21 protein-coding genes are annotated in these 20,553 nt (G+C 68.5%); 7 read left to right on the top strand and 14 right to left on the bottom strand.

Annotation, left to right across the window (positions count from 1 at the left end):
• Positions 1-44 precede the first annotated feature (44 nt).
• Positions 45-890, bottom strand: coding sequence for an HpcH/HpaI aldolase/citrate lyase family protein (locus FWJ47_RS04695; RefSeq protein WP_147104795.1), 846 nt, complete (start codon positions 888-890; stop codon positions 45-47).
• A gap of 415 nt (positions 891-1,305) precedes the next feature.
• Here FWJ47_RS04695 and FWJ47_RS04690 point away from each other — a divergent pair, with 415 nt between their 5' ends.
• Positions 1,306-2,049 carry a GerMN domain-containing protein gene (locus FWJ47_RS04690; protein WP_147104792.1) on the top strand — a complete coding sequence of 248 codons (744 nt, stop codon included), beginning with the start codon at positions 1,306-1,308 and terminating at the stop codon, positions 2,047-2,049.
• A 24-nt stretch (positions 2,050-2,073) separates the two neighbouring features.
• Here FWJ47_RS04690 and FWJ47_RS04685 read toward each other — a convergent pair whose 3' ends face one another.
• Genes FWJ47_RS04685 through FWJ47_RS04675 form a run of 3 tightly spaced genes read right to left on the bottom strand, consistent with a single transcriptional unit; the run spans position 2,074 to position 5,581 of the window.
• Complete coding sequence (locus FWJ47_RS04685) at positions 2,074-3,459, bottom strand: dihydrolipoamide acetyltransferase family protein (RefSeq protein WP_170228480.1); 1,386 nt, start codon at positions 3,457-3,459, stop codon at positions 2,074-2,076.
• On the bottom strand, positions 3,456-4,475 hold the full coding sequence (locus FWJ47_RS04680) for an alpha-ketoacid dehydrogenase subunit beta (protein ID WP_425465990.1): 1,020 nt from the start codon (positions 4,473-4,475) through the stop codon (positions 3,456-3,458). Before FWJ47_RS04680 ends, FWJ47_RS04685 begins: the two co-directional genes overlap by 4 nt.
• Positions 4,472-5,581 carry a thiamine pyrophosphate-dependent enzyme gene (locus FWJ47_RS04675; RefSeq protein ID WP_147104789.1) on the bottom strand — a complete coding sequence of 370 codons (1,110 nt, stop codon included), beginning with the start codon at positions 5,579-5,581 and terminating at the stop codon, positions 4,472-4,474. Before FWJ47_RS04675 ends, FWJ47_RS04680 begins: the two co-directional genes overlap by 4 nt.
• A 116-nt stretch (positions 5,582-5,697) precedes the next feature.
• On the opposite strand from FWJ47_RS04675, the gene FWJ47_RS04670 reads away from it, so the two are divergent.
• Positions 5,698-6,072, top strand: a complete 375-nt coding sequence (locus FWJ47_RS04670) for a phage holin family protein (protein ID WP_246126163.1) — start codon at positions 5,698-5,700, stop codon at positions 6,070-6,072.
• A gap of 3 nt (positions 6,073-6,075) precedes the next feature.
• Here FWJ47_RS04670 and FWJ47_RS04665 read toward each other — a convergent pair whose 3' ends face one another.
• Both FWJ47_RS04665 and FWJ47_RS04660 read right to left on the bottom strand, forming a co-directional pair.
• Positions 6,076-7,560, bottom strand: coding sequence for a hypothetical protein (locus FWJ47_RS04665; protein WP_147104781.1), 1,485 nt, complete (start codon positions 7,558-7,560; stop codon positions 6,076-6,078).
• Positions 7,561-7,573: 13 nt separating this feature from the next.
• Positions 7,574-8,062, bottom strand: coding sequence for a hypothetical protein (locus FWJ47_RS04660; protein ID WP_147104778.1), 489 nt, complete (start codon positions 8,060-8,062; stop codon positions 7,574-7,576).
• 188 nt (positions 8,063-8,250) lie between these two features.
• Here FWJ47_RS04660 and purB point away from each other — a divergent pair, with 188 nt between their 5' ends.
• The 3 genes from purB to FWJ47_RS04645 are packed head-to-tail and all read left to right on the top strand — an operon-like array spanning position 8,251 to position 11,735.
• The gene (gene purB, locus FWJ47_RS04655) at positions 8,251-9,681 is read left to right on the top strand and encodes an adenylosuccinate lyase (RefSeq protein ID WP_246126162.1); all 1,431 of its coding nucleotides are present in this window, start codon (positions 8,251-8,253) and stop codon (positions 9,679-9,681) included.
• 24 nt (positions 9,682-9,705) lie between these two features.
• Positions 9,706-10,608 carry an ABC transporter ATP-binding protein gene (locus FWJ47_RS04650; protein ID WP_147104775.1) on the top strand — a complete coding sequence of 301 codons (903 nt, stop codon included), beginning with the start codon at positions 9,706-9,708 and terminating at the stop codon, positions 10,606-10,608.
• Entirely contained in the window at positions 10,605-11,735 is a 1,131-nt protein-coding gene (locus FWJ47_RS04645) for an ABC transporter permease (RefSeq protein ID WP_147104772.1), read from the top strand. Before FWJ47_RS04650 ends, FWJ47_RS04645 begins: the two co-directional genes overlap by 4 nt.
• 50 nt (positions 11,736-11,785) lie before the next feature.
• On the opposite strand, the gene FWJ47_RS04640 is transcribed toward FWJ47_RS04645, so the two are convergent.
• Both FWJ47_RS04640 and FWJ47_RS04635 read right to left on the bottom strand, forming a co-directional pair.
• Complete coding sequence (locus FWJ47_RS04640) at positions 11,786-12,472, bottom strand: Pr6Pr family membrane protein (protein ID WP_147104769.1); 687 nt, start codon at positions 12,470-12,472, stop codon at positions 11,786-11,788.
• Between the two features lie 63 nt (positions 12,473-12,535).
• Positions 12,536-13,318 carry a SurA N-terminal domain-containing protein gene (locus FWJ47_RS04635; protein ID WP_147104766.1) on the bottom strand — a complete coding sequence of 261 codons (783 nt, stop codon included), beginning with the start codon at positions 13,316-13,318 and terminating at the stop codon, positions 12,536-12,538.
• 125 nt (positions 13,319-13,443) lie between these two features.
• Here FWJ47_RS04635 and FWJ47_RS04630 point away from each other — a divergent pair, with 125 nt between their 5' ends.
• Entirely contained in the window at positions 13,444-14,655 is a 1,212-nt protein-coding gene (locus FWJ47_RS04630; protein ID WP_246126161.1) for a pyridoxal phosphate-dependent aminotransferase, read from the top strand.
• Between the two features lie 8 nt (positions 14,656-14,663).
• Here FWJ47_RS04630 and FWJ47_RS04625 read toward each other — a convergent pair whose 3' ends face one another.
• The 3 genes from FWJ47_RS04625 to FWJ47_RS04615 are packed head-to-tail and all read right to left on the bottom strand — an operon-like array spanning position 14,664 to position 16,602.
• Complete coding sequence (locus FWJ47_RS04625) at positions 14,664-15,461, bottom strand: ABC transporter permease (protein WP_342779648.1); 798 nt, start codon at positions 15,459-15,461, stop codon at positions 14,664-14,666.
• A complete protein-coding gene (gene modA, locus FWJ47_RS04620; protein WP_211358965.1) occupies positions 15,458-16,204 on the bottom strand; it encodes a molybdate ABC transporter substrate-binding protein in 747 nt (248 codons plus the stop codon). The genes FWJ47_RS04625 and modA overlap by 4 nt, the downstream gene beginning before the upstream one ends.
• Entirely contained in the window at positions 16,201-16,602 is a 402-nt protein-coding gene (locus FWJ47_RS04615; RefSeq protein WP_147104760.1) for a TOBE domain-containing protein, read from the bottom strand. The genes modA and FWJ47_RS04615 overlap by 4 nt, the downstream gene beginning before the upstream one ends.
• 101 nt (positions 16,603-16,703) lie before the next feature.
• Between FWJ47_RS04615 and FWJ47_RS04610 the strand changes: the two genes are divergently transcribed.
• Positions 16,704-17,003: a hypothetical protein gene (locus tag FWJ47_RS04610; protein ID WP_147104757.1), complete on the top strand. Its 300-nt coding sequence runs from the start codon at positions 16,704-16,706 to the stop codon at positions 17,001-17,003.
• 60 nt (positions 17,004-17,063) lie between these two features.
• On the opposite strand, the gene rlmN is transcribed toward FWJ47_RS04610, so the two are convergent.
• From rlmN to FWJ47_RS04595, 3 genes are all read right to left on the bottom strand, one after another.
• On the bottom strand, positions 17,064-18,386 hold the full coding sequence (gene rlmN, locus FWJ47_RS04605) for a 23S rRNA (adenine(2503)-C(2))-methyltransferase RlmN (protein WP_170228479.1): 1,323 nt from the start codon (positions 18,384-18,386) through the stop codon (positions 17,064-17,066).
• 75 nt (positions 18,387-18,461) lie between these two features.
• Complete coding sequence (locus FWJ47_RS04600; protein WP_147104751.1) at positions 18,462-19,496, bottom strand: siderophore-interacting protein; 1,035 nt, start codon at positions 19,494-19,496, stop codon at positions 18,462-18,464.
• On the bottom strand, positions 19,496-20,518 hold the full coding sequence (locus tag FWJ47_RS04595) for an iron-siderophore ABC transporter substrate-binding protein (RefSeq protein ID WP_147104749.1): 1,023 nt from the start codon (positions 20,516-20,518) through the stop codon (positions 19,496-19,498). Before FWJ47_RS04595 ends, FWJ47_RS04600 begins: the two co-directional genes overlap by 1 nt.
• Positions 20,519-20,553: the final 35 nt, after the last annotated feature.

The raw sequence follows: 20,553 nt of genomic DNA, 5'->3' as shown, positions 1-20,553 counted from the left end.
CGTGTGCTGGCGGCGCAGCACTCACTGCCCGCTGACGCGTACCCTCAGGCGTTCCAGAGGCCGTAGCTGTCGCCGAGGCTGGCGATCTTCTGGGCGCGGGCCAGGCGCGGCAGGTAGGACCCGTCGCCGATGGCAGCACCTGACTCGTGCGCCTCGAGCACCTCACGGGCCCACTGCAGCTCCTCCTCCGAGGGGGCGAGACCTGTGTTGACCTGCTCCACCTGCGCACGGTTCAGGGAAAGCTTGCCCGTCATGCCCATCTCCGCAGTCACCCGGCACGCCTCGGCCACCGCGTGCTCCGAGGCGTTCGCCTCAGCAGGGCCGTCGATAGCGCCCGGCAGGCCGCCCACGCGCGAAGCGATCACCAGACGGGATCGGGCATACGCCAACGCCATCGGGTCCGCCGAAACGCCCACATCCTTGCGAAAGTCGTTTGTGCCGAAAGCCAGCCGGAACGTCCCCGGCGCCGAAGCGATCTGGGTGACGTTCTCCACCCCCAGCGCCGACTCGATCAGCGCGATCACCGGGGTGCCTGCCTTCAGGCGCATCGCCGTGTACGTCACCTGATCCGGCCGCTCCGTCTCCGCGAGCATGACCCCCCGGAGACCATCCGCCTTTGAGAGCGCCTTCACGTCATCCTCCCAGTGCTCCGACGTCGTCGGGCTGATCCGCACCCACGCCGTCATACCCCCGTTCAGGGCATTGAGCACCGACTCCCGGGCGGAGGCCTTCCCCGCCGCAGGGACCGAGGCCTCCAGGTCGAAGATCACCGAGTCCGCCTCAGAGGCCAGCCCAGGAGCGAAATCCTCCTGCCGCGCAGCGTTGATCAGCAGCCACGAACGAGACAATTTGGCCGGCAGTGCAGCGGCTCGACGGTTCCGGATCGGCATGCCCCCAGCCTAGCCCGGACGCCTGCTGAGAGGCGGAAAGCACCGCTTGACACACCCCCTCTCCCAGCCGCAAACTATAGGCACAACGGAGCGCTTCAGATTTGAAGCAAATCCGTGGGAATGACTTACAGCTCATTCCTGTTACCCCTGAATACAGACGTGACCCAGAGCTTCCGTTCCCTCTGAGTCACACTCTGAATAGTTGAGAAGTTGAGGCTGGGTGCCAACCATCCCACCCCCTCCGTGCGGCATCCGGACTCCTTCTCAATAGAGGTGGGGGCGGCCCCCGTTCACCGCCCCCACCTCGCCCCTCCTCTTCTCAGATGCCGCATAGCGACGCAGTTCTCCTCAAAAGGGCTTCGCGGCGCTGCGGGAAATTTTCTGCTGCGCCGATGCTCTGGCGTACTCTTTTCTGGTGCCTATTCTCCGCCTGTACTGCCCCCTGAGCGCCGCTCTCGCGCTCACGCTGGCTCTCACCGGCTGCGGGCAGGGGCAAGAAGACGACGGGACTGCACAGGGCGTCGGACCCGAGGCCGAGCAGGATGAGGGCGCCCAGGACTACGACAATCCCGTCCCCGCGCCGGAGTTCGAAGACGACGACTCCGTCCGCCTGCCCCTCGGATTCATCAGTCCGGCCGGCCAGGACGAGGCCGCGCCCCTTGACGACGGTGGAATCGGCGAAGCCGACGACGCCCCCGGAGACCCCTTCGAGCCCCAGCCCGAGCAGCCCGACCCGCATCTGACAGAGATCGCACGCACCGGATCCTTCGGGTGCGAGGACCGGATCTCTGTGGTCCGCACCACGCCCATGGTCGTCGAGGACCCGGCCGAGGCCGCTCTCGAGTTCCTCCTCGACGACCAGTACGGCCAGCACGGAAGCCCCGCCTTCATCAACTCCCTGGCCGCCGCGAGCCTCTCTCTCGAAGACGTCGAGCTCTCCGGCAGCACCGTCGTCGTCGAGCTGTCCGGGCAGCCCCCCACCGCTGACGGATGCCAGGCCTGGCAGGTGCTCAAGCAGATCGAAACCACCGCCCGCGTCGCCACCGGCGCGGACCAGGCCGAGATCCGGGTGAACGGCTCCAGCCTCGTCGAGCAGCTCGGCATCGGCCAGGACGAACCCCTGCAGATCAACGAGATCGAACCAGAAGTCGACTACTGAAGGACGCCTGCCCCCGCCCCGGCATCAGTCCAGCAGAAGGCCCGGCTCCTCCATCACCTTGGCAACATCGGAGATGAAGGATCCGGCCTGGTCGCCGTCGATGAGCCGGTGGTCGAAGGACCCTCCGATGACCATCACGTCACGAGGGACGATCTGGCCGTCCACCACCCAAGGCCTCTTCCGGACCGCGCCCAGGGCAACGATGCTCGCCTGGCCCGGAGGCAGGATCGGCGTGCCCGAGTCCAGGCCCAGGGTGCCGATGTTGGTGATGGAGATGGTCCCGCCCTGCATCTCGCCGGGGGTGGTGCGCCCGTCCCGGGCGTCCACGGTCAGCTGGGTGATCGCAGCGGCCAGCCCCTGCGTGTTGTACGTATGGGCCTCATGGATCACCGGGACCATCAGCCCCCGGGGGGTCGCGGCGGCGATCCCGAGGTTCACATAGTTCCGCAGGGTGTAGTGGGTCTCATGCCATGTCGCGTTGACCTGCGGGTTGCGGCGCGCAGCCCAGATGATCGCTTTGGCGGCGAACAGCATCGGCGAGACGCTCAGCCCCTGGTACGACGGGTCCTGCTTCAGGGCGGTGCGCAGCTCCATGGTGCGGGTGACGTCCACCTCTTTGAAGACGGAGACGTGCGGGACGTTCTGAGCTGAGGCGGCGACGTTGAGGGCGGTGGCCTTCCGCACTCCCCGGACCTGCACGTTCTCCTCACGCGGCCCGTCATAGAGCAGCCCGATCTCCTGCGGCGTGGGCGGGCGCCCCTGGGAGGTCGGTGCGCCGGCGCGCGGGGTCTGCCCCTTGTCCTGCTGCGCCTTCTTCGCCCGGGCCTGCCGCTCCACGTCGTCCCGGGTGATCTGCCCGTTCCGTCCGGAGCCGACGAGCTCCCAGACGGCGACGCCGAGCCGCTTCGCCAGGGCGCGCACCGGCGGGCTCGCCTTGGAGACGATGTCCGCGAGGTCCGTGGTCTGCAGCCCCGGCGGCCGCGGCGCCGCGACGTCCTCCTCCAGGCCCAGCGCGGCCGCATCGATGACGTCCGGCGCGGTGGGGCGCACCCGTGGGCGATGCTTCGCGGAATCAGCCTTGGGACCGGAGCCCACCAGCGCCTGGCCGCCCTCCTCCTGAGAGGACGACGCGCCGCTCTCCTCCTCGCTGGGCGCGGGGCCGGCGTCATCGCCCTCCCCTGCGATCCGGATCAGCGGCTTGCCGACCTCGACCGTCTCGCCCTCCTCGGCCAGCAGTCCGACGACCTCCCCGGCGAAGGGGACGGGGAGCTCGACCAGAGATTTGGCGGTCTCGATCTCGCAGACGATCTGGTTGACCTCGACCGTCTCCCCCGGTGCGACCTTCCAGGAGGTGATCTCGGCCTCGGTGAGGCCCTCTCCGACATCGGGCAGCATGAAGGTGCGTGTCACCGGACGACTCCGTTCTGGTAGGCGAAGGCACGCTCGACGGCCTCGAGCATCCGGTCGATGTCCGGCAGGTAGCGGTGCTCCTGCCCGGAGGGCGGATACGGCATGTGGAAGCCGCCGACCCGCAGCACCGGCGCGGCCAGGCGGTGGTATGCCCGTTCGGTCACCCGGGCAGCGATCTCCGCGCCGAAGCCTCCGAACGTGGGAGCCTCGTGCGCGACGACGAGTCGCCGGGTCTTCGCCGCCGAGCGGGCGATGGTCTCGTCGTCCAGGGGGCTGATGGAGCGGACGTCGACCACTTCGACGCTGCGGCCTTGGACGGATGCAGCCTCCGCGGCGGCGAGCGCGACCGGCACGAGGGGTCCGTAGGCGGCGATGGTGGCGTCGGTGCCCTCCCGGAGCACCTGAGCGGTGAACGCGTCGGGGGCGGGGTTTGCTGTGTCGACCTCGCCCTTGAGCCAGTAGCGGCGCTTGGGCTCGAAGACAATGACGGGGTCGTCGCAGACGATGGCCTGCCGGGTCATCCAATAGGCGTCCTGAGCCGATGAGGGGGTGATGATCCGCAGCCCAGCAGTATGCGCGAAGAGGGCCTCCGGGGATTCGGAGTGGTGCTCGATGGAGCCGATGTGCCCGCCGTAGGGGATACGGATGGTGACGGGGACCCGGATTGCGCCGTCAGTGCGGTTGTGGATCTTGGCGAGCTGGGTGGTGATCTGGTTGTAGGCGGGGAAGACGAATCCGTCGAACTGGATCTCGGCGACGGGCCGGTAGCCGCGCATCGCCATCCCGATGCTGGTGCCGAGGATTCCAGACTCCGCCAGGGGGGAGTCGATGACCCGGTGCTCGCCGAAGTCAGTCTGAAGCCCGTCGGTGACGCGGAAGACTCCCCCGAGGGCGCCGATGTCCTCACCGATGAGGAGGGTCTTCTCGTCAGCGGAGAGCTCGTCGCGCAGGGCGGCGTTGATCGCCCTGGCCAGGGGCAGAGTGCGCACGGCTGCCTCCGAGGATTCTGCTGTCACTTCCGGCCCTCCTCCTCGGCGAAGCCTGCCTCGTAGTCCTTCAGCCAGGCCCTCTCCGTCTCGACCTGGCGGTGCGGCTCGGCGTAGACGGTGTCGAAGACCCGCTCAATGTCGATGGACTGCATGGCGGGCACGGTCCGGCGCAGGTCTGCGGCCAGGTCCTCGGCCTCTTCCTTCACCTCGTCGAAGAAGGCCTGGTCCGCCTTGTCTGCGGCGGTCAGCCAGGTCCGGTACCGGGTGATGGGGTCCTTGGAGGACCATTCCTGCAGCTCTTCGGCCGCCCGGTACTTGCTGGGATCGTCTGCGGTGGTGTGCGCTCCGATCCGGTAGGTCACCGATTCGATGAGCTTGGGCCCCTTCCCCGCGCGGATGCTCTCGGCCGCCGCGGCGGCGACGGCGTAGCTGGCCAGGACGTCGTTGCCGTCCGCCCGGATGCCTTCGAAGCCGTAGCCGGCGGCACGGTCAGCCAGCGGTACGCGGGACTGGGTGCGGGCGGGCACGGAGATCGCCCAGTGGTTGTTCTGGATGAGGTAGAGCATGGGCAGCTGGTAGGAGGCGGCGAACACCATGGATTCGTGGATGTCGCCCTGGGATGAGGCGCCGTCGCCCAGGCATGCGAGCACGATCTCGTCTGCGGCCCGGTCCCGGGGCAGGGCGTTGAGGCGCAGGTCCTGCTGGATGCCCATGGCCCAGCCTGCGGCGTGCAGGGTCTGGGAGGCCAGCACGATCGCGTAGAGGTGGAAGTTGTAGGCGTTGGGGTCCCAGCCGGAGTGGGCGGTGGCCCGGAAGAGAGTCATCAGCTCCTCGGGGCTGATGCCGCGATAGAGCGCCATGGCGTGCTCGCGGTAGGTGGGGAAGACCCGGTCGGTGGGGTTCAGGGCGGCGATGGTTCCGATCTGGGCTGCTTCCTGGCCGGTGGCCGGCGCCCAGAGTGCGAGCTGGCCCTGCCGCTGGAGGCTGGTGGCCTCGGCGTCGAAACGGCGCTCCACGGCCATGTGCCGGTAGAGGCCGCGCAGGGCGTCGTCGTCGAGCCCCTGAAGGTAGGGGCTGTAGGTCTCGTGCTCGGTCAGCGTGCCGTCTTCGGCGAGCAGCTGGACAGGCTGCACAGGCGGGCTCCTCTCGGCGGCGACGGCGGTCCCGCTCACCTTCTCATAGCTGGGGAAGGCTTCCAGGTGCTGACAAGGTACAAACCATTAGGATCGGGACTGTGAGAATCCTACTGGTGATCATTCTGAACGCCCTGGCCGTCTGGGCGGCCACCCTCGTTCCCGGCATCTGGGTGAGCGGCTGGAGCCAGGAGCCGCTGATGGTGGTCCTGGCCTATCTGGTGGTGGGCGCAGTCTTCGGCGTGGTCAACGCGATCATCAAGCCGGTGCTGTCATTCCTGGCGATGCCCATCACCTGTCTGACCCTGGGGCTTTTCGCGATCGTCATCAACGCGGCGATGCTGATGCTCACCGGGTGGCTGGTCACCGCGCTGATCCCGGGGGTGGAGTTCGTCATCGACAGCTTCTTCTGGGACGGCGTGCTGGGCGCGATCGTCGTCGCGCTGGTCTCGGCGCTGCTGGGCACGTTCCTGCAGACCGAACGGGCCTGAGGCCTATCCGGGCCGGTACTCCGACTCACTGACGTAGATCTTCGCCGTTCCCCTCACGAGCCCGGCGAACTCCTCGGCCACCTGGCGCTGCCCCTCGTCGAGGTATTTCTCCGGGTTCTCGTCGACCTCCCTGACGATGTTCAGGTTGTGCTCGAAGTCGTGGGCCTGGAACCGGAGGCTCATCCCTTCCTCCTCGATGAAGTCCTGGGTATCCCTGAGCTCATCGATCGGCTTCCTGCCATGCTCGGCATAGCTTCTCCCGGAGTCCGCCAAGCCGCTTGCGCTTCCGGCTCGCGGCCCGTCGCCTTTGTAGTCGACGTCGATGTCCACCCTGTTGGATGAGGGGCTGTTGCGGCCTCCCTTCAGCCAGGTGACGACGTCGTTGCGGTCTCCCATGTGGACGATGGCCGCGTCATGATCGATGTCCTCGCTGGTGGCCGGGGCGCCGAGGCTGTCGGCGGTGCGGACGCTGTACCGCTCAGCGGTGGTGGAGCCCTTCAGCAGGTTGGTGACGGCCAGTCCGCCCTGGCTGAACCCGGAGAGCATCACGTCAGCCCCCTCCTCAGCCCCGGCGTCCCGGAGCGCCTGATCCGCGATCCGGTCCACGTTCGCCGAATCGTTGGCGAAGGCGTCCGCAGTGGTGAGCAGGCCCCGGCTGGCCAGAGGATCGAGCCCGTCCTCCGCGGTGTGCTCGTCGAGGTCCAGCCCGGGGATATAGACCGCGTAGACAGGGTCCCCCTCCCCACTGTCGATCTCCGCGACGACGACGTCTCCCTGATCCGAGTAGCCGGCCATCGTCTCGTAGAAGCCGCCGCGGGTTCCGTCGAAGACCTCCGCGCCGGCCTCTTCGGTACCGGTGACCTGCAGCTCGTACTCGCCCAGCAGGGTCTCCGCGCCCAGGCTGCCGCCGTATCCGGCGGCGCGCATCATCGCTTCCACGCGCAGCCGGGCTTCAAAAGCTCCTCGGCCTGCCCGTCCCTGAGGCAGCAGCCACGAAGCCTCAGCCGCAGTGGGAAGCGTCATGGCGATGGTGGCTGCCCCGTAGTCACGCGCGTAGAGCCAGTTCCCCTCGAGGATGGCCTCCAGCATCGGAAGCTGACCCCAAGGGGTGACGCGCTTGAGGGCTTCCATCCATCGCTGGGCCGCCGCCTCAACCTCCCGGTAGGCCTCATGGGCCTCATCGACGCCCGTCACGGCCTCCGCGAGACCCCAGGCTGCAGCGCCGGCCCGAAACCGGAGCGCTCCGACACGGGCTTTGAAGCCGGGGTACCTCCAGGTGGGTGCCGGCGGGGTCGTTCTGCGGTCGGCGTGGGCGAGGTGGGAGCTCTGGGCCTGCATCGTGGTGACCGCCTGGCCCAGGTGGACCGACGCTTGGGCGAGCGCATCCCAAGCAAGGTTGATGCTGGTCGGACCGCCGCGGACCCGCACGGTCATGTCCGGGCTCTCATCAGCGGGCGCCCGGCTGCTCGGGGCAGAAGCAAGAGGCATGGGAGATCCTTTCTCAGGAAGTCAGCCCGGGAAGGCGCTGGATGGCGTGCCGGAGCGGTGCGGCCGTGTCGCTGCTCACGAAGTCGGCGAAGATCTCGGCGGAGCCCATCGCTGTCTCCAGCGCGGCCCGGGCCGCCCGCCCCTGGGCCTCCTCAGCGAAGGTCTCGAAGATCGCGCCGAAGTCCAGGCTGGCCGCCAGCGTCAGGGCCGCGTGCCACTGCCTGGCCTGGTCTGCGAGCGCGGCAAGCTCCCCGGCGATGAGCAGAGCCTCCTCGCGCAGCTCCTGGGCCTGCTCCTGGATGCTGGCCCCATGACCCTCCAAAGTTCCCATGACGGTGCGGAAGGCGCCTGCTGCCTGGGATTCCCATTCGACGCCTGAGGCGTGGACGATGTGTGCGGCGTACACCGTGTGCAGAGCAGAGACGGCGCCGAGCTGCTCAGCGGCTGCCCGGTAGTCCTCCACCATCTGGTCCAGCTGCTGAACCGCTGCTGATGCCACCATGCTCTGCCCCCTCCGCTGCCCCGCTGCTCCGCCTCGATCTGCAGAAACATTAGGATGCGGAGCCACGACGGCGGTCGCGGGCGCATCAGGGTGTGGAGCACCCGGAGTGGCCCTCTCACCCGCGGAAAGGTGTGGAAGACCCAACGGGCCGGCGTCGCGCTCCCCCGCAAAGTGGAAGAATGTGGACCATGCTGACCTCTGCGCACTCTGCCGCCCAGGACCGTGTCTCCCTCGCCGCCGCTGAGCCGACGATCGCCCTGGGGGCGCTGGACGGCCGCTACCGCAGCGCCGTCGCGCCCCTGGTGGATCACCTCTCGGAGGCGGCGCTGAACCGCAACCGGATCCACGTGGAGGTGGAGTGGTTCATCCATCTGTGCGAGCAGCAGGTGCTGCCCGGCCTGCCCCGGCTCACCGAGGAGCAGATTCGGGGCCTGCGCGGCATCGTCACCGGCTTCGGCACCGACGCGATCGCCGAGCTCGGCACCATTGAGGCGGAGACCGTGCATGACGTGAAGGCAGTCGAGTACTTCATCGCCCGCCGCCTGGACTCTCTGGAGCTGGGCGGGCTGAAGCCGCTGGTGCACTTCGCCTGCACCTCTGAGGACATCAACAACCTCTCCTACGCGGTCGGGATCCGTGACGCGGTGGAGCAGGTGTGGCTGCCGGAGGCCCGCACCATGCTCGAAGGGCTGAGCTCCATGGCGGAGCAGGCCGCCGAGGTGCCGATGCTCTCCCGCACCCACGGCCAGCCGGCCACCCCCTCAACCCTGGGCAAGGAGATTGCGGTCTTCGTCCACCGGCTGGGCCGGCAGGTGCGCCGCATCGAGCAGCAGGAGTACCTGGGCAAGATCAACGGCGCCACCGGCACCTACGCCGCTCATCTGGCCGCAGCGCCGGAGGCCGACTGGCCCGGCATCGCACAGTCCTTCGTGGAGAAGCTGGGGCTGACGTTCAACCCGCTGACCACCCAGATCGAATCCCACGACTTCCAGGCGGAGCTCTACGCGGACATCTCCCGCTTCAACCGGATCCTGCACGGGCTGTGCGTGGACATCTGGAGCTACATCAGCATCGGATTCTTCAAGCAGATCCCTGTAGCCGGCGCCACCGGCTCCTCCACCATGCCGCACAAGGTCAACCCGATCCGGTTCGAGAACGCCGAGGCGAACCTGGAGATCTCCAGCGCCCTGCTCGACACCCTGGGGGCGACCCTGGTGGAGTCCCGCTGGCAGCGCGACCTCACCGACTCATCCGGCCAGCGCAACATCGGCACCGGCATCGGCCACTCTGTGCTGGCGCTGTCCAACGTGACCAAGGGGCTCAAGCAGCTCGACGTCGCCGAGGAGACCATCGCCGCTGACCTCGACGCGAACTGGGAGGTGCTCGGCGAGGCCGTCCAGACGGTCATGCGCGCCGAGGCGATTGCCGGCACCGAAGGGATGGAGAACCCCTACGAGCGGCTCAAGGAGCTGACCCGGGGCCGCCGGGCGGACGCCGAGAAGCTCCAGGAGTTCGTCACCGGTCTGGGCCTCTCGCCCGCCGCCGCGGACCGCCTGAGGGGGCTGACCCCGGCGGAGTACACCGGGCTGGCCGCCCAGCTGGCCAAACAGTTCGGCTGAGGCCCTCGGCGCTAGGCTGAGAGCATGCTCGAGCTGCGCAAGGTGTGCCGGTCCTACTCCGGCCGGCAGGTGCTCCACGATGTCTCCCTCAGCGCCGCCCGCGGTCAGCTGACCGGCTTTGTGGGCGGCAACGGGGCCGGCAAGACCACCACGATGCGCATCATCCTCGGGGTGCTCAACGCCGACTCCGGGCAGGTGCTGCTGGACGGGGAGGCTCTCTCCCCCGCCTCCCGCACCCGGTTCGGCTACATGCCGGAGGAGCGCGGCCTCTACCCCAAGATGCCCCTGGCTGAGCAGCTGGCCTACCTGGCCCGTCTGCACGGCTTCCCGCGGAGCCGGGCACGCGCCCGCGCCGTCAGCCTGCTGAAGCGGCTGGGCCTCGGCGGCCGGGCCGAGGACGCGCTCGAGTCGCTCTCCCTGGGCAATCAGCAGCGGGTCCAGGTCGCCGCAGCGCTGGTGCACCAGCCGGACGTGCTGGTGCTGGACGAGCCGTTCTCCGGGCTGGACCCCATGGCCGTGGAGGTGGTGCTGGGCGTGCTGAGGGAGCACGCCGCCGGCGGGGCCGTGGTGCTGTTCTCCTCGCACCAGCTCGACGTGGTCGAGCGTCTCTGCGATGACCTGGTGATCATCGGCTCGGGCAGGGTCCTCGCTGCGGGTCCGCGGGAGGAGCTGCGCGAACGGCATGGCACCCGGCGCTATGAGCTGATCACCGAGGACGCCGGATGGGTCCGCATGATCCCGAACGTCGCCGTGGATGAGCAGACCGGCGGACGCGCCCTCTTCCGGGCAGAGGAGGAGGCCGCCCAGCAGGTGCTGGCCGCAGCCGCTCAGCGGGGCCCGGTGCGCAGCTTCCGGCCGGTGCTTCCGACGCTCTCGGAGATCTTCAAGGACGTTTCCGCCGAGAACGCTGAGGAGCTCGCCCGATGAGCACCGCTGCCCCGCAGGCCTCCCCCGCCCCCGAAGCGCCCGGGCCGGGCCGGGCCGCGCTGCTGGTGGCCGAGCGTGAGATCACCACTCAGGTCCGCTCCAAGGCGTTCCTGATCAGCGTTGCGGTCACGGTGATCATCGTGCTCGGCGGGATCCTGCTGATGTCCGCCTTCGGCGGCGGCGAGCCGGAGGATGCTGAAGTTGCGGCCGCCGAGCTGGGCGAGGCGCAGCTGGACACCCTCGAGGGCCTGCCGCTGAGCGTGACGACCGCCGACTCCCGCGACGACGCGGTGGAGCGGCTCTACGCGGGTGAGGCGGAGGCCGTCATCACCTCGAGCGAGGAGTCCCCCACCGGTTTCCACGTGATCGGCCGGGAGCAGGTCCCGTACGACATCGTGAACATGCTCTCCGCCCAGCCGACCACCGCCACCCTGGAGGAGCCGGACGAGCAGGCCCCCCTGCGGTTCGTGGTGCCGTTCCTCTTCGGGCTGGTGTTCATGATGCTCACGATCGGATCGGGCACGGTGATCCAGCAGAACACCATCCAGGAGAAGCAGTCTCGGGTGGTGGAGATCCTGCTCTCCACCATCTCGGCACGGTCGCTGCTGGTGGGCAAGGTGCTGGGCAACACGCTGATGGCGATCGGCCAGGCGGTGGTGATCGCCGGTGCGGCGGCGGCTGGGCTGATGATCACCGGGCAGACGGAGCTGCTGGGCCTGCTCTCAGCGCCCATGCTGTGGTTTGTGGTGTTCTTCCTGCCGGGATTCGTGCTGGTCGCGTCGATGTATGCCGCCGGGGCCTCACTGGTGTCCCGGCAGGAGGATTCGGGGCCGGTGATGCTGCCGACGATGATGCTGGTGATGCTGCCGTACTTCCTGGTGCTGTTCTTCGCCGAGAACGAGCGGGTGATGCAGGTGGCCTCCTACATCCCGTTCACCGCTCCGGTGGCGATGCCGGTCCGGCTGTTCTTCGAGGAGGTGGCGTGGTTCGAGCCGGTGTTCGCGATGATCGCCCTGCTGGCCGGCGCGGCCCTGGTGATGCTGCTGGCCGCCCGGATCTACAGCCGCTCCCTGCTGCGCACCGGCCAGCGGGTCTCCCTGCGCAGCGTCCTGACATCCGCTGAGTGAGGCGGGGGCTCAGCATCGGGCGGCTCTGAGGGCCAGCTCCAGCAGGCCGCCTAAGCGGGCCTGTGCTCGCCTCGGCCAAGCCTCAGCAGCAGCCTGTCCAGGCCGAGGAAGGCGAACGCCAGGGCCAGGTAGAGCAGCAGGATCGAGACGATGTAGACGCTCACCCCCGCGTAGCCGAGGGCGGGGACGTCGAGGATCTCGTACGGGTACCAGTCCATCCGCGGCCCACGAGCCAGGGTGACCACCAGCCAGGCCACGGGGATGAGCATCGAGGCCAGCACGATGCGCAGGCTCAGTCGGCCGTGGGGCCCGACTGCGGCCCACACCAGCGGCGCCAGCAGCGGCACCACCACGTGCAGGACCGTGTCGTTGAAGAGCATCACCCCGGTCAGAGCGGCAGGACCGCGCAGCAGCAGATTGAACACGAGCCCGGTGATGATGATGCACACCAGCCCCGAGATCCGCACGGTCTGCAGCAGGGCCGATCGTGACCCCGGCCGCACCGCTGTCCAGGCGGAGCTGATGAGCACCATCAGACCCGACAGGAACGTGAAGTACGCCAGCTGGTTGAGCATATGCTCCCAGCCAGCCACGATCACCCCGGTGTAGCCGACGCCACCAGGAAGGACACTGTCCCGGGTCCACCCCAAGTACAGGGAGGTGACCAGCCCGGCGAGGGTCAGCAGCGCCAGCAGCGCGTGCACAATGCGGGCGGGCGCAGAATGCTGAAGGGGCATGCCGCCCAGGCTATCCGGCGGCATGCCCCTTCAGGTGATCAGGCCTGATCAGAGGAGCTCTGATCAGATGTGGGTCTCGACGTCTGCATCCTCGCGCAGCTGGTCCACGTGCTCCTGAGCAGCCTCGTTCTGCCGCTGCTGCATCATCTGCTCGTGGATCTCATCCCGGACCTCATCGAACTCAGGGGTCTCGGGGGCTTCCTCGCCGTCGGCGCCCTCCTCAGCCTCGGGCTGCTGGGCCACCTGCTCCTCGTAGGACTCCTCGAGCTCCTCCTCAGTGGGCTCGTCCACGTCAAAGCTGTCGATGAGCTTCTCCACACGGACCTGGTCCTCGGCCTGCCCGCGCAGCTCATCCTCGCTGATGCCCTGCTCCTCGGCCATCTCGAAGAGCTGGTCGAGGGACTCGAGGCCGTTCTCCTCGGCGGTCGCCTCGAGCTCCTCCTCGACCTCCTCCTCGGAGGCGTCGAAGCCCTGCTCCTCGGCGTCATGGATGAGCAGCCGGTTGCCGATGACCTGCTCGAGAGTCTGCTCCTGGAGCTCATCCTCGTCGGGCTCCTCGCCGGTCATCTGCGACATCATCTGGGCGTTCATGAATTGGTTCTGGTAGGCGGCCTCGTACTCCTCGGCCTCGATGTCCTCGTCGTTGACGGTGGCGACGACGTCAGGGAGGTCGCCCAGGTCCGGCTCGGACATCTCCTGCTGGCCCTCGGGGCCTTCCTGCTGAACGTCTTCCTGGGCCTGCTCCTGCGGCGCCTCGCCGTCGCCTTCGGCATCGCCGTTGTCGCAGGCGGCGAGACCGAACAGCAGGCCAGCCAGGGCAAGGCTGGTCAGTGGTGCTTTCTTCATGACCAAAGTGCTCCTTACAGCATGGGGTTGAGCGGGAACGCTAACACTGTGACCACAACATGCAACCCAGCCCACGTTCAGGCCCTCGGAAGGCTTGGGGCTGTCTGCCGGTTAGGCTGTGCGGCATGCGTTCAGCCCCTTCGATGCAGGCGTCCCGACGGTCTCAGGTTCCTGGGTTCGAGGTGATGCGCATTGTGGGACGGATCGAGCAGCTGCGCGCGGCCGGGCGGGACGTGGTGTCCCTCACCGCGGGTGAGCCCGGCTCAGGCGCACCTCCGGCGGTGAACGACGCCGCGGCCCGGGTCCACGCGGACCAGACGGTGCTCAACTACTCCCCCGCCCTGGGCATCCGGCCCCTGCGGGAGGCGATCGCCGCCCACTACGGGGACTGGTATGACCTGGAGGTCCCGGCTGAGCGGGTGGCGGTCACCACCGGCTCTTCGGGCGCTTTTGTGCTGAGCTTCCTCGCCGCCTTCGACCACGGGGCACGGGTGGCGCTCGCCCGCCCCGGCTACCCCGCGTACCGCAACATTCTCACCAGCCTCGGCATCGATGTCGTGGACCTGGACTGCGGCCCTGAGGTTCGCTTTCAGCCGACTGTGGAGCAGCTGGCCGCCGCGCACGCCGAGCGGCCCCTGGACGGGCTGATCCTCGCCTCGCCCGCCAATCCCACCGGCACCATGCTGGACCGTGAGCAGCTGACCGCCCTGAGCGCCTGGTGCGCGGAGAGCAGGGTTCAGATGATCAGCGACGAGATCTATCACGGCATCAGCTACACCCAGCCCTCCGTGAGCGCGCTTCAGGTCAGCGGCGAGGCCGCTGCGGTGTCCTCGTTCTCCAAGTATTGGGGAATGCCGGGCTGGCGGCTGGGCTGGGCGATTCTGCCCGAGCATCTGGTGGACGCGGTGGACCGGCTGGCCGGCAACGTCACCCTGTCAGCCCCGCACGGCTCCCAGATCGCAGCCGTGGAGGCGTTCAGCAGGGACTCGATGCAGTTCTGCCAGGACCAGACGGCCGGCTATGCCAGGGCCCGCCGGATGGTGCTGGAGGCACTGCCGCAGCTCGGATGGGGCGAGTTGGCGCCGGCGGACGGCGCCTTCTATGTCTACGCCCATCTGGGCCAGCACCTCGGCGACGGCCCCGGCCGGTTCCGCAGCTCCCCCGCCTACGCCGAGGCTCTCCTCGAAGAGGCTGGGGTCGCCGTCGTGCCCGGCACCGACTTCGACCGGCTCGCCGGCCACGAATGGATCCGGCTCTCCCTGGCACCCGGTCCGGAGAAGGTCGCCGCGGGCCTGGAACGGATCCTCGCCTTCCACGGGGATCGCCCCAGCGGCTGAGTGAAGCCCTACTGCGCCCTCTGCTGGCGGGAGTAGGCAGCGCTGATGACGACGACGGCCACCACGATCAGCAGCAGGGAGAGCGCGACGGCGGCGTCGGGGTCCGTCTCACGCTGCAGGTAGATCTCCAGGGGCAGAGTGCGGGTGACGCCCTGCTGGTTGCCAGCGAAGGCCAGCGTGGCGCCGAACTCGCCGAGGCTGCGGGCGAAGGCCAGCACCGCGCCGGAGACCAGGCCAGGGCCGATGAGCGGCAGGATGATGTGGCGCAGGATTCCGGTTCGGCTGGCCCCGTCCACTGTGGCTGCCTCGATCACCTCGCGGTCCATGCCGCGGACGGCCGTCTCCACGCTGATCACCAGGAAGGGCATGGACACGAAGGTCATCGCCAGTATGACGGCGACCGAGGTGTAGGCGATCCTGATGCCGAAGAGGTCCAGCGTGCCGGAGAGCATGCCTTGGCTGCCGAAGGTGTAGAGCAGCGCCAGACCGCCGACCACCGGCGGCAGCACCAGGGGAAGCAGCACCAGGGAGCGCACTATGGTCAGTCCGCGGAAGCGGGCGTGGGCGAGCATCAGCGCCAGCGGGACGCCGAGGATCAGACAGAGCACCGTGGCGGCGAGCGCAGTCCAGATCGAGAGTCGGAGCGCATCGAGCGAGGACTCGGAGGTCAGGAGCCCGGGCAGCTCGGCCCAGTCCAGCCGGGTCATCATCCCGCTGACGGGAAGCAGGACGACGGCCGCCCCCAGCAGGCCGGGGATCATCACCCATGCCGGGGGGCGGCTGAACCGTCGGGTCGCTGCGATCACTGCGGGTCGCTGAAGCCTGCGTCGCTGAGAATCCGCTGGGAGACCTCATCCTCGAGGACGAAGTCGATGAACTCCTGCCCGGCCTCGGGCGCCTCGGCGTTCTCCAGCACAGTGATCGGGTAGAGGTTGGGGTCCTCCTCGGCGCCCTCGATCTGGATGGTCTCCACGTCAGCCCCGCCCTGCAGGGCGTCGGTGGCATAGACGAGCCCGGCGTCGGCCTCTCCGCTGCGCACTCGGCCGAGCACGTCGGTCACCGACGTCTCCTCGGAGACCGGGGCGATCTCCATCCCAGCAGTCTCAGCGATGCGCTGTGTCGCAGCCCCGCACGGCACCGCCTCAGCGCAGATGACGGTCTCGACGGCGTCATCATCAAGGTCCTCCAGGGACTCCACCCCTGCCGGGTTCCCCGAGGGGGTGACGATGACCAGGAAGTTCTCGGCGAAGAGCTCAGGCTCACCATCGACCAGACCGCCCTCGACGGCATTGTCCATATTGGTCTCGTCGGCGGTGGCGAGCACATCGGCCGGGGCCCCGTTCTCCAGCTGCTCGACCAGGCCGGACGAGCCCGCGAAGCTGAACTCGACCTCAGTGCCGGTCTCCTCCGCGTAGAGCTCACCGATCTCCTCGAAGACTTGGCTGAGGCTCGCGGCGGCGAATACGGTCACGGATTCCTCGTCCCCGGCGTCGGCGCAGGCAGTGAGCAGAAGAGCTGAGGCAGACAGCAGCGCGAAAGTGCGTCTCACCGGGATGCCTCCGGGCGGTCGATGCCTACGTTGGTGGCCTTCATCGAGGCGGTGGCGACCACGCCCGGCTCCAGTCCGAGGTCACGCACAGCCTCAGTGCTGATCAGCGAGACCACGCGGTAGGGGCCGCACTGCAGCTCCACCTGGGACATCACCGGGTCAGATGTCACCTGGGTCACGAGGCCCACGAACCGGTTGCGCACCGAGGAGAACCCCTCGGGCGATGGCACGTGGCTGCTGCGCTCGCGGGAGAACCGTGCCAGCTCTGCGCCGTCGACCACCTTCTTTCCGGCGTCGTCGGCCTGCGCAGTCAGCTCCCCCGAGGAGATCCACCGCCGCAGAGTGTCATCGCTGACACCGAGGAACCGCGCAGCGTCACTGATCCGAATCTGAGGCATATAAATACCCTAACAGTGCGCGTATGCGGATGCATGACTGATATTCATCCTCACATGACGTTTGATGATCAGCAACCATCAATCCGTACTACGGTGGCAGGATGATGCCATCACTCGGAGCTGACCCGCTGATGCCCTCGCCGTCGGAGCTCGTGTTCCTTCTCCTCACAGTGGTCGCTGCCGCGTGGGCGATCATTGCGCTGATCATCAAGGCCAAGCACCTGAGCTTCGCGAACAAGTTCGCGCTCGGGGTGCTCAGCATCGTGGTTCCGCTGATCGGTCCTCTGCTGGCGCTGATCGTCGCCTACGAGAAGCCCAGCGAGCTCATTCCGATGCCGCAGCGGGAGCGGCAGAAGCTTGAGGAATACCGCAAGGCGAAGCGCGACGACGGCTCGGCCTGAGCGCCGGCGGGACCGTCTTCAGCGGCGGCAGACCCTGCCTCGTCACCTGCTCTGCCGGTGTCAGTCCTCCGCAGCGGCGAGCTGGCCGCAGGCGCCGTCGATCTCCTTGCCGCGGGTGTCCCGCAGCGTGGTGGGAACCCCGGCCCTGTTGAGCCGGTCCAGGAACTCCTGCATGACTGCAGGCTTTGAAGAGGTCCACACCGAGTTGGGGGTGGGGTTCAGCGGGATCGGGTTCACATGCACCCAGCCGCGGCCCCGGGCGTTGAGCTTCTCCGCCAGCAGGTCCGCTCGCCACGGGTGGTCGTTCATGTCCCTGATCAGCGCGTACTCGATGCTCACCCGGCGGCCGGTGCGCTGGTAGTACTCGTAGGCGGCGTCGATCGCCTCGTCCGCCTTCCACCGGTCGTTGACCGGGATCAGCTCGTCGCGCAGCTCGTCGTCCGGGGCGTGAAGGCTCAGCGCAAAGGTGATCGGCAGATCCTCGGCCGCCAGCTTACGGATCGCCGGGACCAGGCCCACAGTGGAGATCGTGATGCCGCGGGCTGACATTCCCAGCCCCTCAGGGGCAGGGTCGACCATGCGTCGGACGGCGCTCATCACCCTCTTGTAGTTCGCCAGCGGCTCACCCATCCCCATGAAGACGATGTTTCCGACGCGCTGGGGCCCCGCCTTCCCGGATGCGTCCGGCGACGCGGCAGCCTCGCTCTGGCCCTGCTTCACTGGGGAGATGTCCGAGTCTGGGTCGTCGGTCTCCTCACCGAGCCCGGCGTGGTCGGCCTCCTCCGCGACCTCAGCAGCATTGGGGGCGTCGAGCTCGCCGGCGGCGATCACCCGGTTGGCCTGCACGATCTGATCGACGATCTCCGCGGCGGACATGTTGCGGGTGAGCCCGTTCTGTCCGGTGGCGCAGAACGGGCAGTTCATGCCGCAGCCGCACTGGGAGGAGATGCACAGGGTGATGCGGTTCTTGTACCGCATCAGCACCGATTCGACCATAGCGCCGTCGAAGAGCCGCCAGAGGAACTTGATGGTGGCGCCGTCGTCGGTCTTCAGCCGGCGGACCTCCGTGAGCAGCGGGGGCAGGAACTCCTCGACGAGCTTCTCCCGGGCGTCCGCAGGCAGGTCCGTCATCGCGGCCGGGTCGGCGGTGTAGTGCTGGAAGTAGTGCACGGAGAGCTGCTTGGCGCGGAAGCCCGGCAGGCCCAGCTCCTTGGCCTTGGCGATCCGCTCCTCGAGAGTGAGGTCGGCGAGGTGCTGGGGCGGCTGCTTGACCCGTTTGGACTGGGAGAACTGCAGCTTGGGGCGGCCCTCCGCGTCCAGGGCCTGGGTCCACCCCTCAGCCTTGGGGCGGACCTGCGGGCGGGCGTCAGAAGTCTCAGACATCCCTCCCATTGTCCCACGGGAAGTCGCGGGGGCCGGCCAGCTCAGACAGCGCATACTGACCCTTGCGCCTCCCTCTCAGGCGCCCGCACGGCCTGTCTTCCAGTAGCCCATGAAGCTCACCTGCTTGCGGGAGAGCCCGATCTCTTTGACCAAATGGCGCCGAAGACGAGTGATGACTCCGGCTTCTCCTGCCAGCCAGGCGTACTCGCGGAACCCTTCTGGGTCGGCGACCTCCCAAACCGGCTCCTCGGGAGAGAGCTCGCGGTGCTCCCCCGAACCTGCGGGCGCGCCCACGCGAGCGAGGCCTGGCGCCCAGGCCGCGCGTCGAGCTTCGAAGATGATCTGACGCCTGCGGCCCCAGTCACGCACCGCGGCGCTGAGCAGCTCGCCCATGGGGGAGTCTTCGCGGGGAAGCCAGCGCACGACGACGCCGGCCGGCGGCTTCACCTCGAGCACGTCCCCCGACGTCGGCACCTCGAGGTAGGCCTCCCCGAAGAACACGCCGGCCTCATCGGAGACGGCGAGGGACTCCAGGATGCTGCAGATCGCAGGGGCGGCGGTCTCGTCGCCGGCGAGCATGACCTCCCGGGCGGTGCCCGGGTTCCATTCGATGCCGCCGCCGGGCTCCTCGGAGCGGCGATCCGGGCCGATGACGACCAGCTCGTCCCCGGGCCGGGCGGAGGCCGCCCAGGACGCGGCGGGCCCCATGGATCCCGTTCGCTCCTCGTGGAGGACGAAGTCGATGTCCACTTCCCGGTCCAGCGGCCGGATGGCGCGGACCGTGTAGGTGCGGATCGGGTTCTGCTCCGCCCCAGGCAGCTGCCGCCAGGCGGTGTACCACTCCATGAGCGACGGCGGCGGGTCCGCGAACAGCCCCAGGTCCGGGAACGTTCCGCCTTCCCGGGGCAGGAAGATTTTGATCCTCTGATCCCAGGCCGGCAGCCCTGTCCGCCGCGTCGTCGCCTCGACGCCCTGAGGGCCGAAGTCGGCGAGCGCCTCATCCGTCACGGTCACGCGCATGAAGTGCGGGGACAGGCGGACGACCCGCGCCACCTGGGTCCGGTAGGCGCGGGTCGCAGGCACTGCTGCCTGGGATGCGGCTGCGGGCATCAGTCCAGGTTCTCGACGGCCTCGGCCAGCTGCTCGGGGAGCTCCTCGAGGACCAGTTCGATGCTGAGCGGGGATCCCGCGGAGAACGCCTGGACGAGATCGTCCTGATCGTCGAGCAGCACGGCGCGCTCGTCCTGGACCACGTCCAGGGAGGACAGCAGCGGGTCCGCCTCGAGCTCCTCGAGGGTGTAGCCGATGGGGAAGAGTACAGCGACCTCAGCGTCGAGCACCTCGACCTGCTCCTCGGAGACGTCGGCGAAGAAGCCTTGGTTGGGCTCCATGTCCGCGGCGGGGCCGTACATCTGGAAGCCGAGCTCCTCCATGATGTCCCAGCGCATGTCGCCGGTGTAGCTGAGCCCGTAGGCCTCTCCGAATTTGGATCCGGTGACTGCCTCGACCCCGTCGAACTCGGGGTGCTCCTCGCGGGCGGCGGCGAGGCTGTCCTCGGTGTCGGCGATGAGCTGCTCACCCTCCTCAGTGAGGCCCAGGGCGTCGGCGATGAGCTGGGTGTGGTTCTCCCAGCCGGGGTTGAAGTTCTCCGCCCCCTCAGGCCCGGAGACGGTGGGGGCGATCTCGGAGAGCCGATCGTACTCGCCCTCCTCATACCCGGAGTTCACGTTGAGGATCAGGTCCGGGTCCAGGGCCTGGATCTGCTCGTAGTCGAGCTCCTCGTCTGAGCGGGGGATCACCTCGGGATCGCCCTCCACCAGGTCGGCGGCCCAGGGGCCGACGCCGTGGTTCTCTTCGCCGAAGCCCAGCCAGTCATGCACAGCGATGGGCTCCACGCCCAGGGCGAGCGACACCTCGGCGTCGGACCAGCCGAGCGCGACGACTCGCAGCTCGCCGCCCTCGGGAATCTCCACCTCGGTGGGGCCGTACATGTGCTCCACGGTGACGGTGCCGGATTCGGCGCCGGCTGCGCCGCTCTCCTCAGCGGCGTCGGCGTCGCCGCTGCCTCCGCAGGCGGACAGGGTCAGGGTGAGCGCGGCGGCTCCTGCGATCAGGGGACGGGTGTTCTTCATGGGTTTCTCCTTCAGGGTGGACGGCCCAGCGTGGT

This window comes from Nesterenkonia populi, from assembly GCF_007994735.1.
Lineage (GTDB): Bacteria > Actinomycetota > Actinomycetes > Actinomycetales > Micrococcaceae > Nesterenkonia > Nesterenkonia populi.
Note: the sequence above shows the minus strand (reverse complement) of the source record. Positions and strands in the feature narration are given on the sequence as shown.

Bases quoted from the DNA above. Each gene is read 5' to 3' on its own strand.
- FWJ47_RS04600 (WP_147104751.1), bottom strand. From the start codon at position 19,496: ATGCCCGCAGCCGCATCCCAGGCAGCAGTGCCTGCGACCCGCGCCTAC.
- FWJ47_RS04665 (WP_147104781.1), bottom strand. From the start codon at position 7,560: ATGCCTCTTGCTTCTGCCCCGAGCAGCCGGGCGCCCGCTGATGAGAGC.
- purB (WP_246126162.1), top strand. From the start codon at position 8,251: ATGCTGACCTCTGCGCACTCTGCCGCCCAGGACCGTGTCTCCCTCGCC.
- rlmN (WP_170228479.1), bottom strand. From the start codon at position 18,386: ATGTCTGAGACTTCTGACGCCCGCCCGCAGGTCCGCCCCAAGGCTGAG.
- FWJ47_RS04635 (WP_147104766.1), bottom strand. From the start codon at position 13,318: ATGAAGAAAGCACCACTGACCAGCCTTGCCCTGGCTGGCCTGCTGTTC.
- FWJ47_RS04650 (WP_147104775.1), top strand. From the start codon at position 9,706: ATGCTCGAGCTGCGCAAGGTGTGCCGGTCCTACTCCGGCCGGCAGGTG.
- FWJ47_RS04645 (WP_147104772.1), top strand. From the start codon at position 10,605: ATGAGCACCGCTGCCCCGCAGGCCTCCCCCGCCCCCGAAGCGCCCGGG.
- FWJ47_RS04610 (WP_147104757.1), top strand. From the start codon at position 16,704: ATGATGCCATCACTCGGAGCTGACCCGCTGATGCCCTCGCCGTCGGAG.
- FWJ47_RS04695 (WP_147104795.1), bottom strand. From the start codon at position 890: ATGCCGATCCGGAACCGTCGAGCCGCTGCACTGCCGGCCAAATTGTCT.
- FWJ47_RS04595 (WP_147104749.1), bottom strand. From the start codon at position 20,518: ATGAAGAACACCCGTCCCCTGATCGCAGGAGCCGCCGCGCTCACCCTG.
- FWJ47_RS04640 (WP_147104769.1), bottom strand. From the start codon at position 12,472: ATGCCCCTTCAGCATTCTGCGCCCGCCCGCATTGTGCACGCGCTGCTG.
- FWJ47_RS04630 (WP_246126161.1), top strand. From the start codon at position 13,444: ATGCGTTCAGCCCCTTCGATGCAGGCGTCCCGACGGTCTCAGGTTCCT.
- FWJ47_RS04615 (WP_147104760.1), bottom strand. From the start codon at position 16,602: ATGCCTCAGATTCGGATCAGTGACGCTGCGCGGTTCCTCGGTGTCAGC.
- FWJ47_RS04660 (WP_147104778.1), bottom strand. From the start codon at position 8,062: ATGGTGGCATCAGCAGCGGTTCAGCAGCTGGACCAGATGGTGGAGGAC.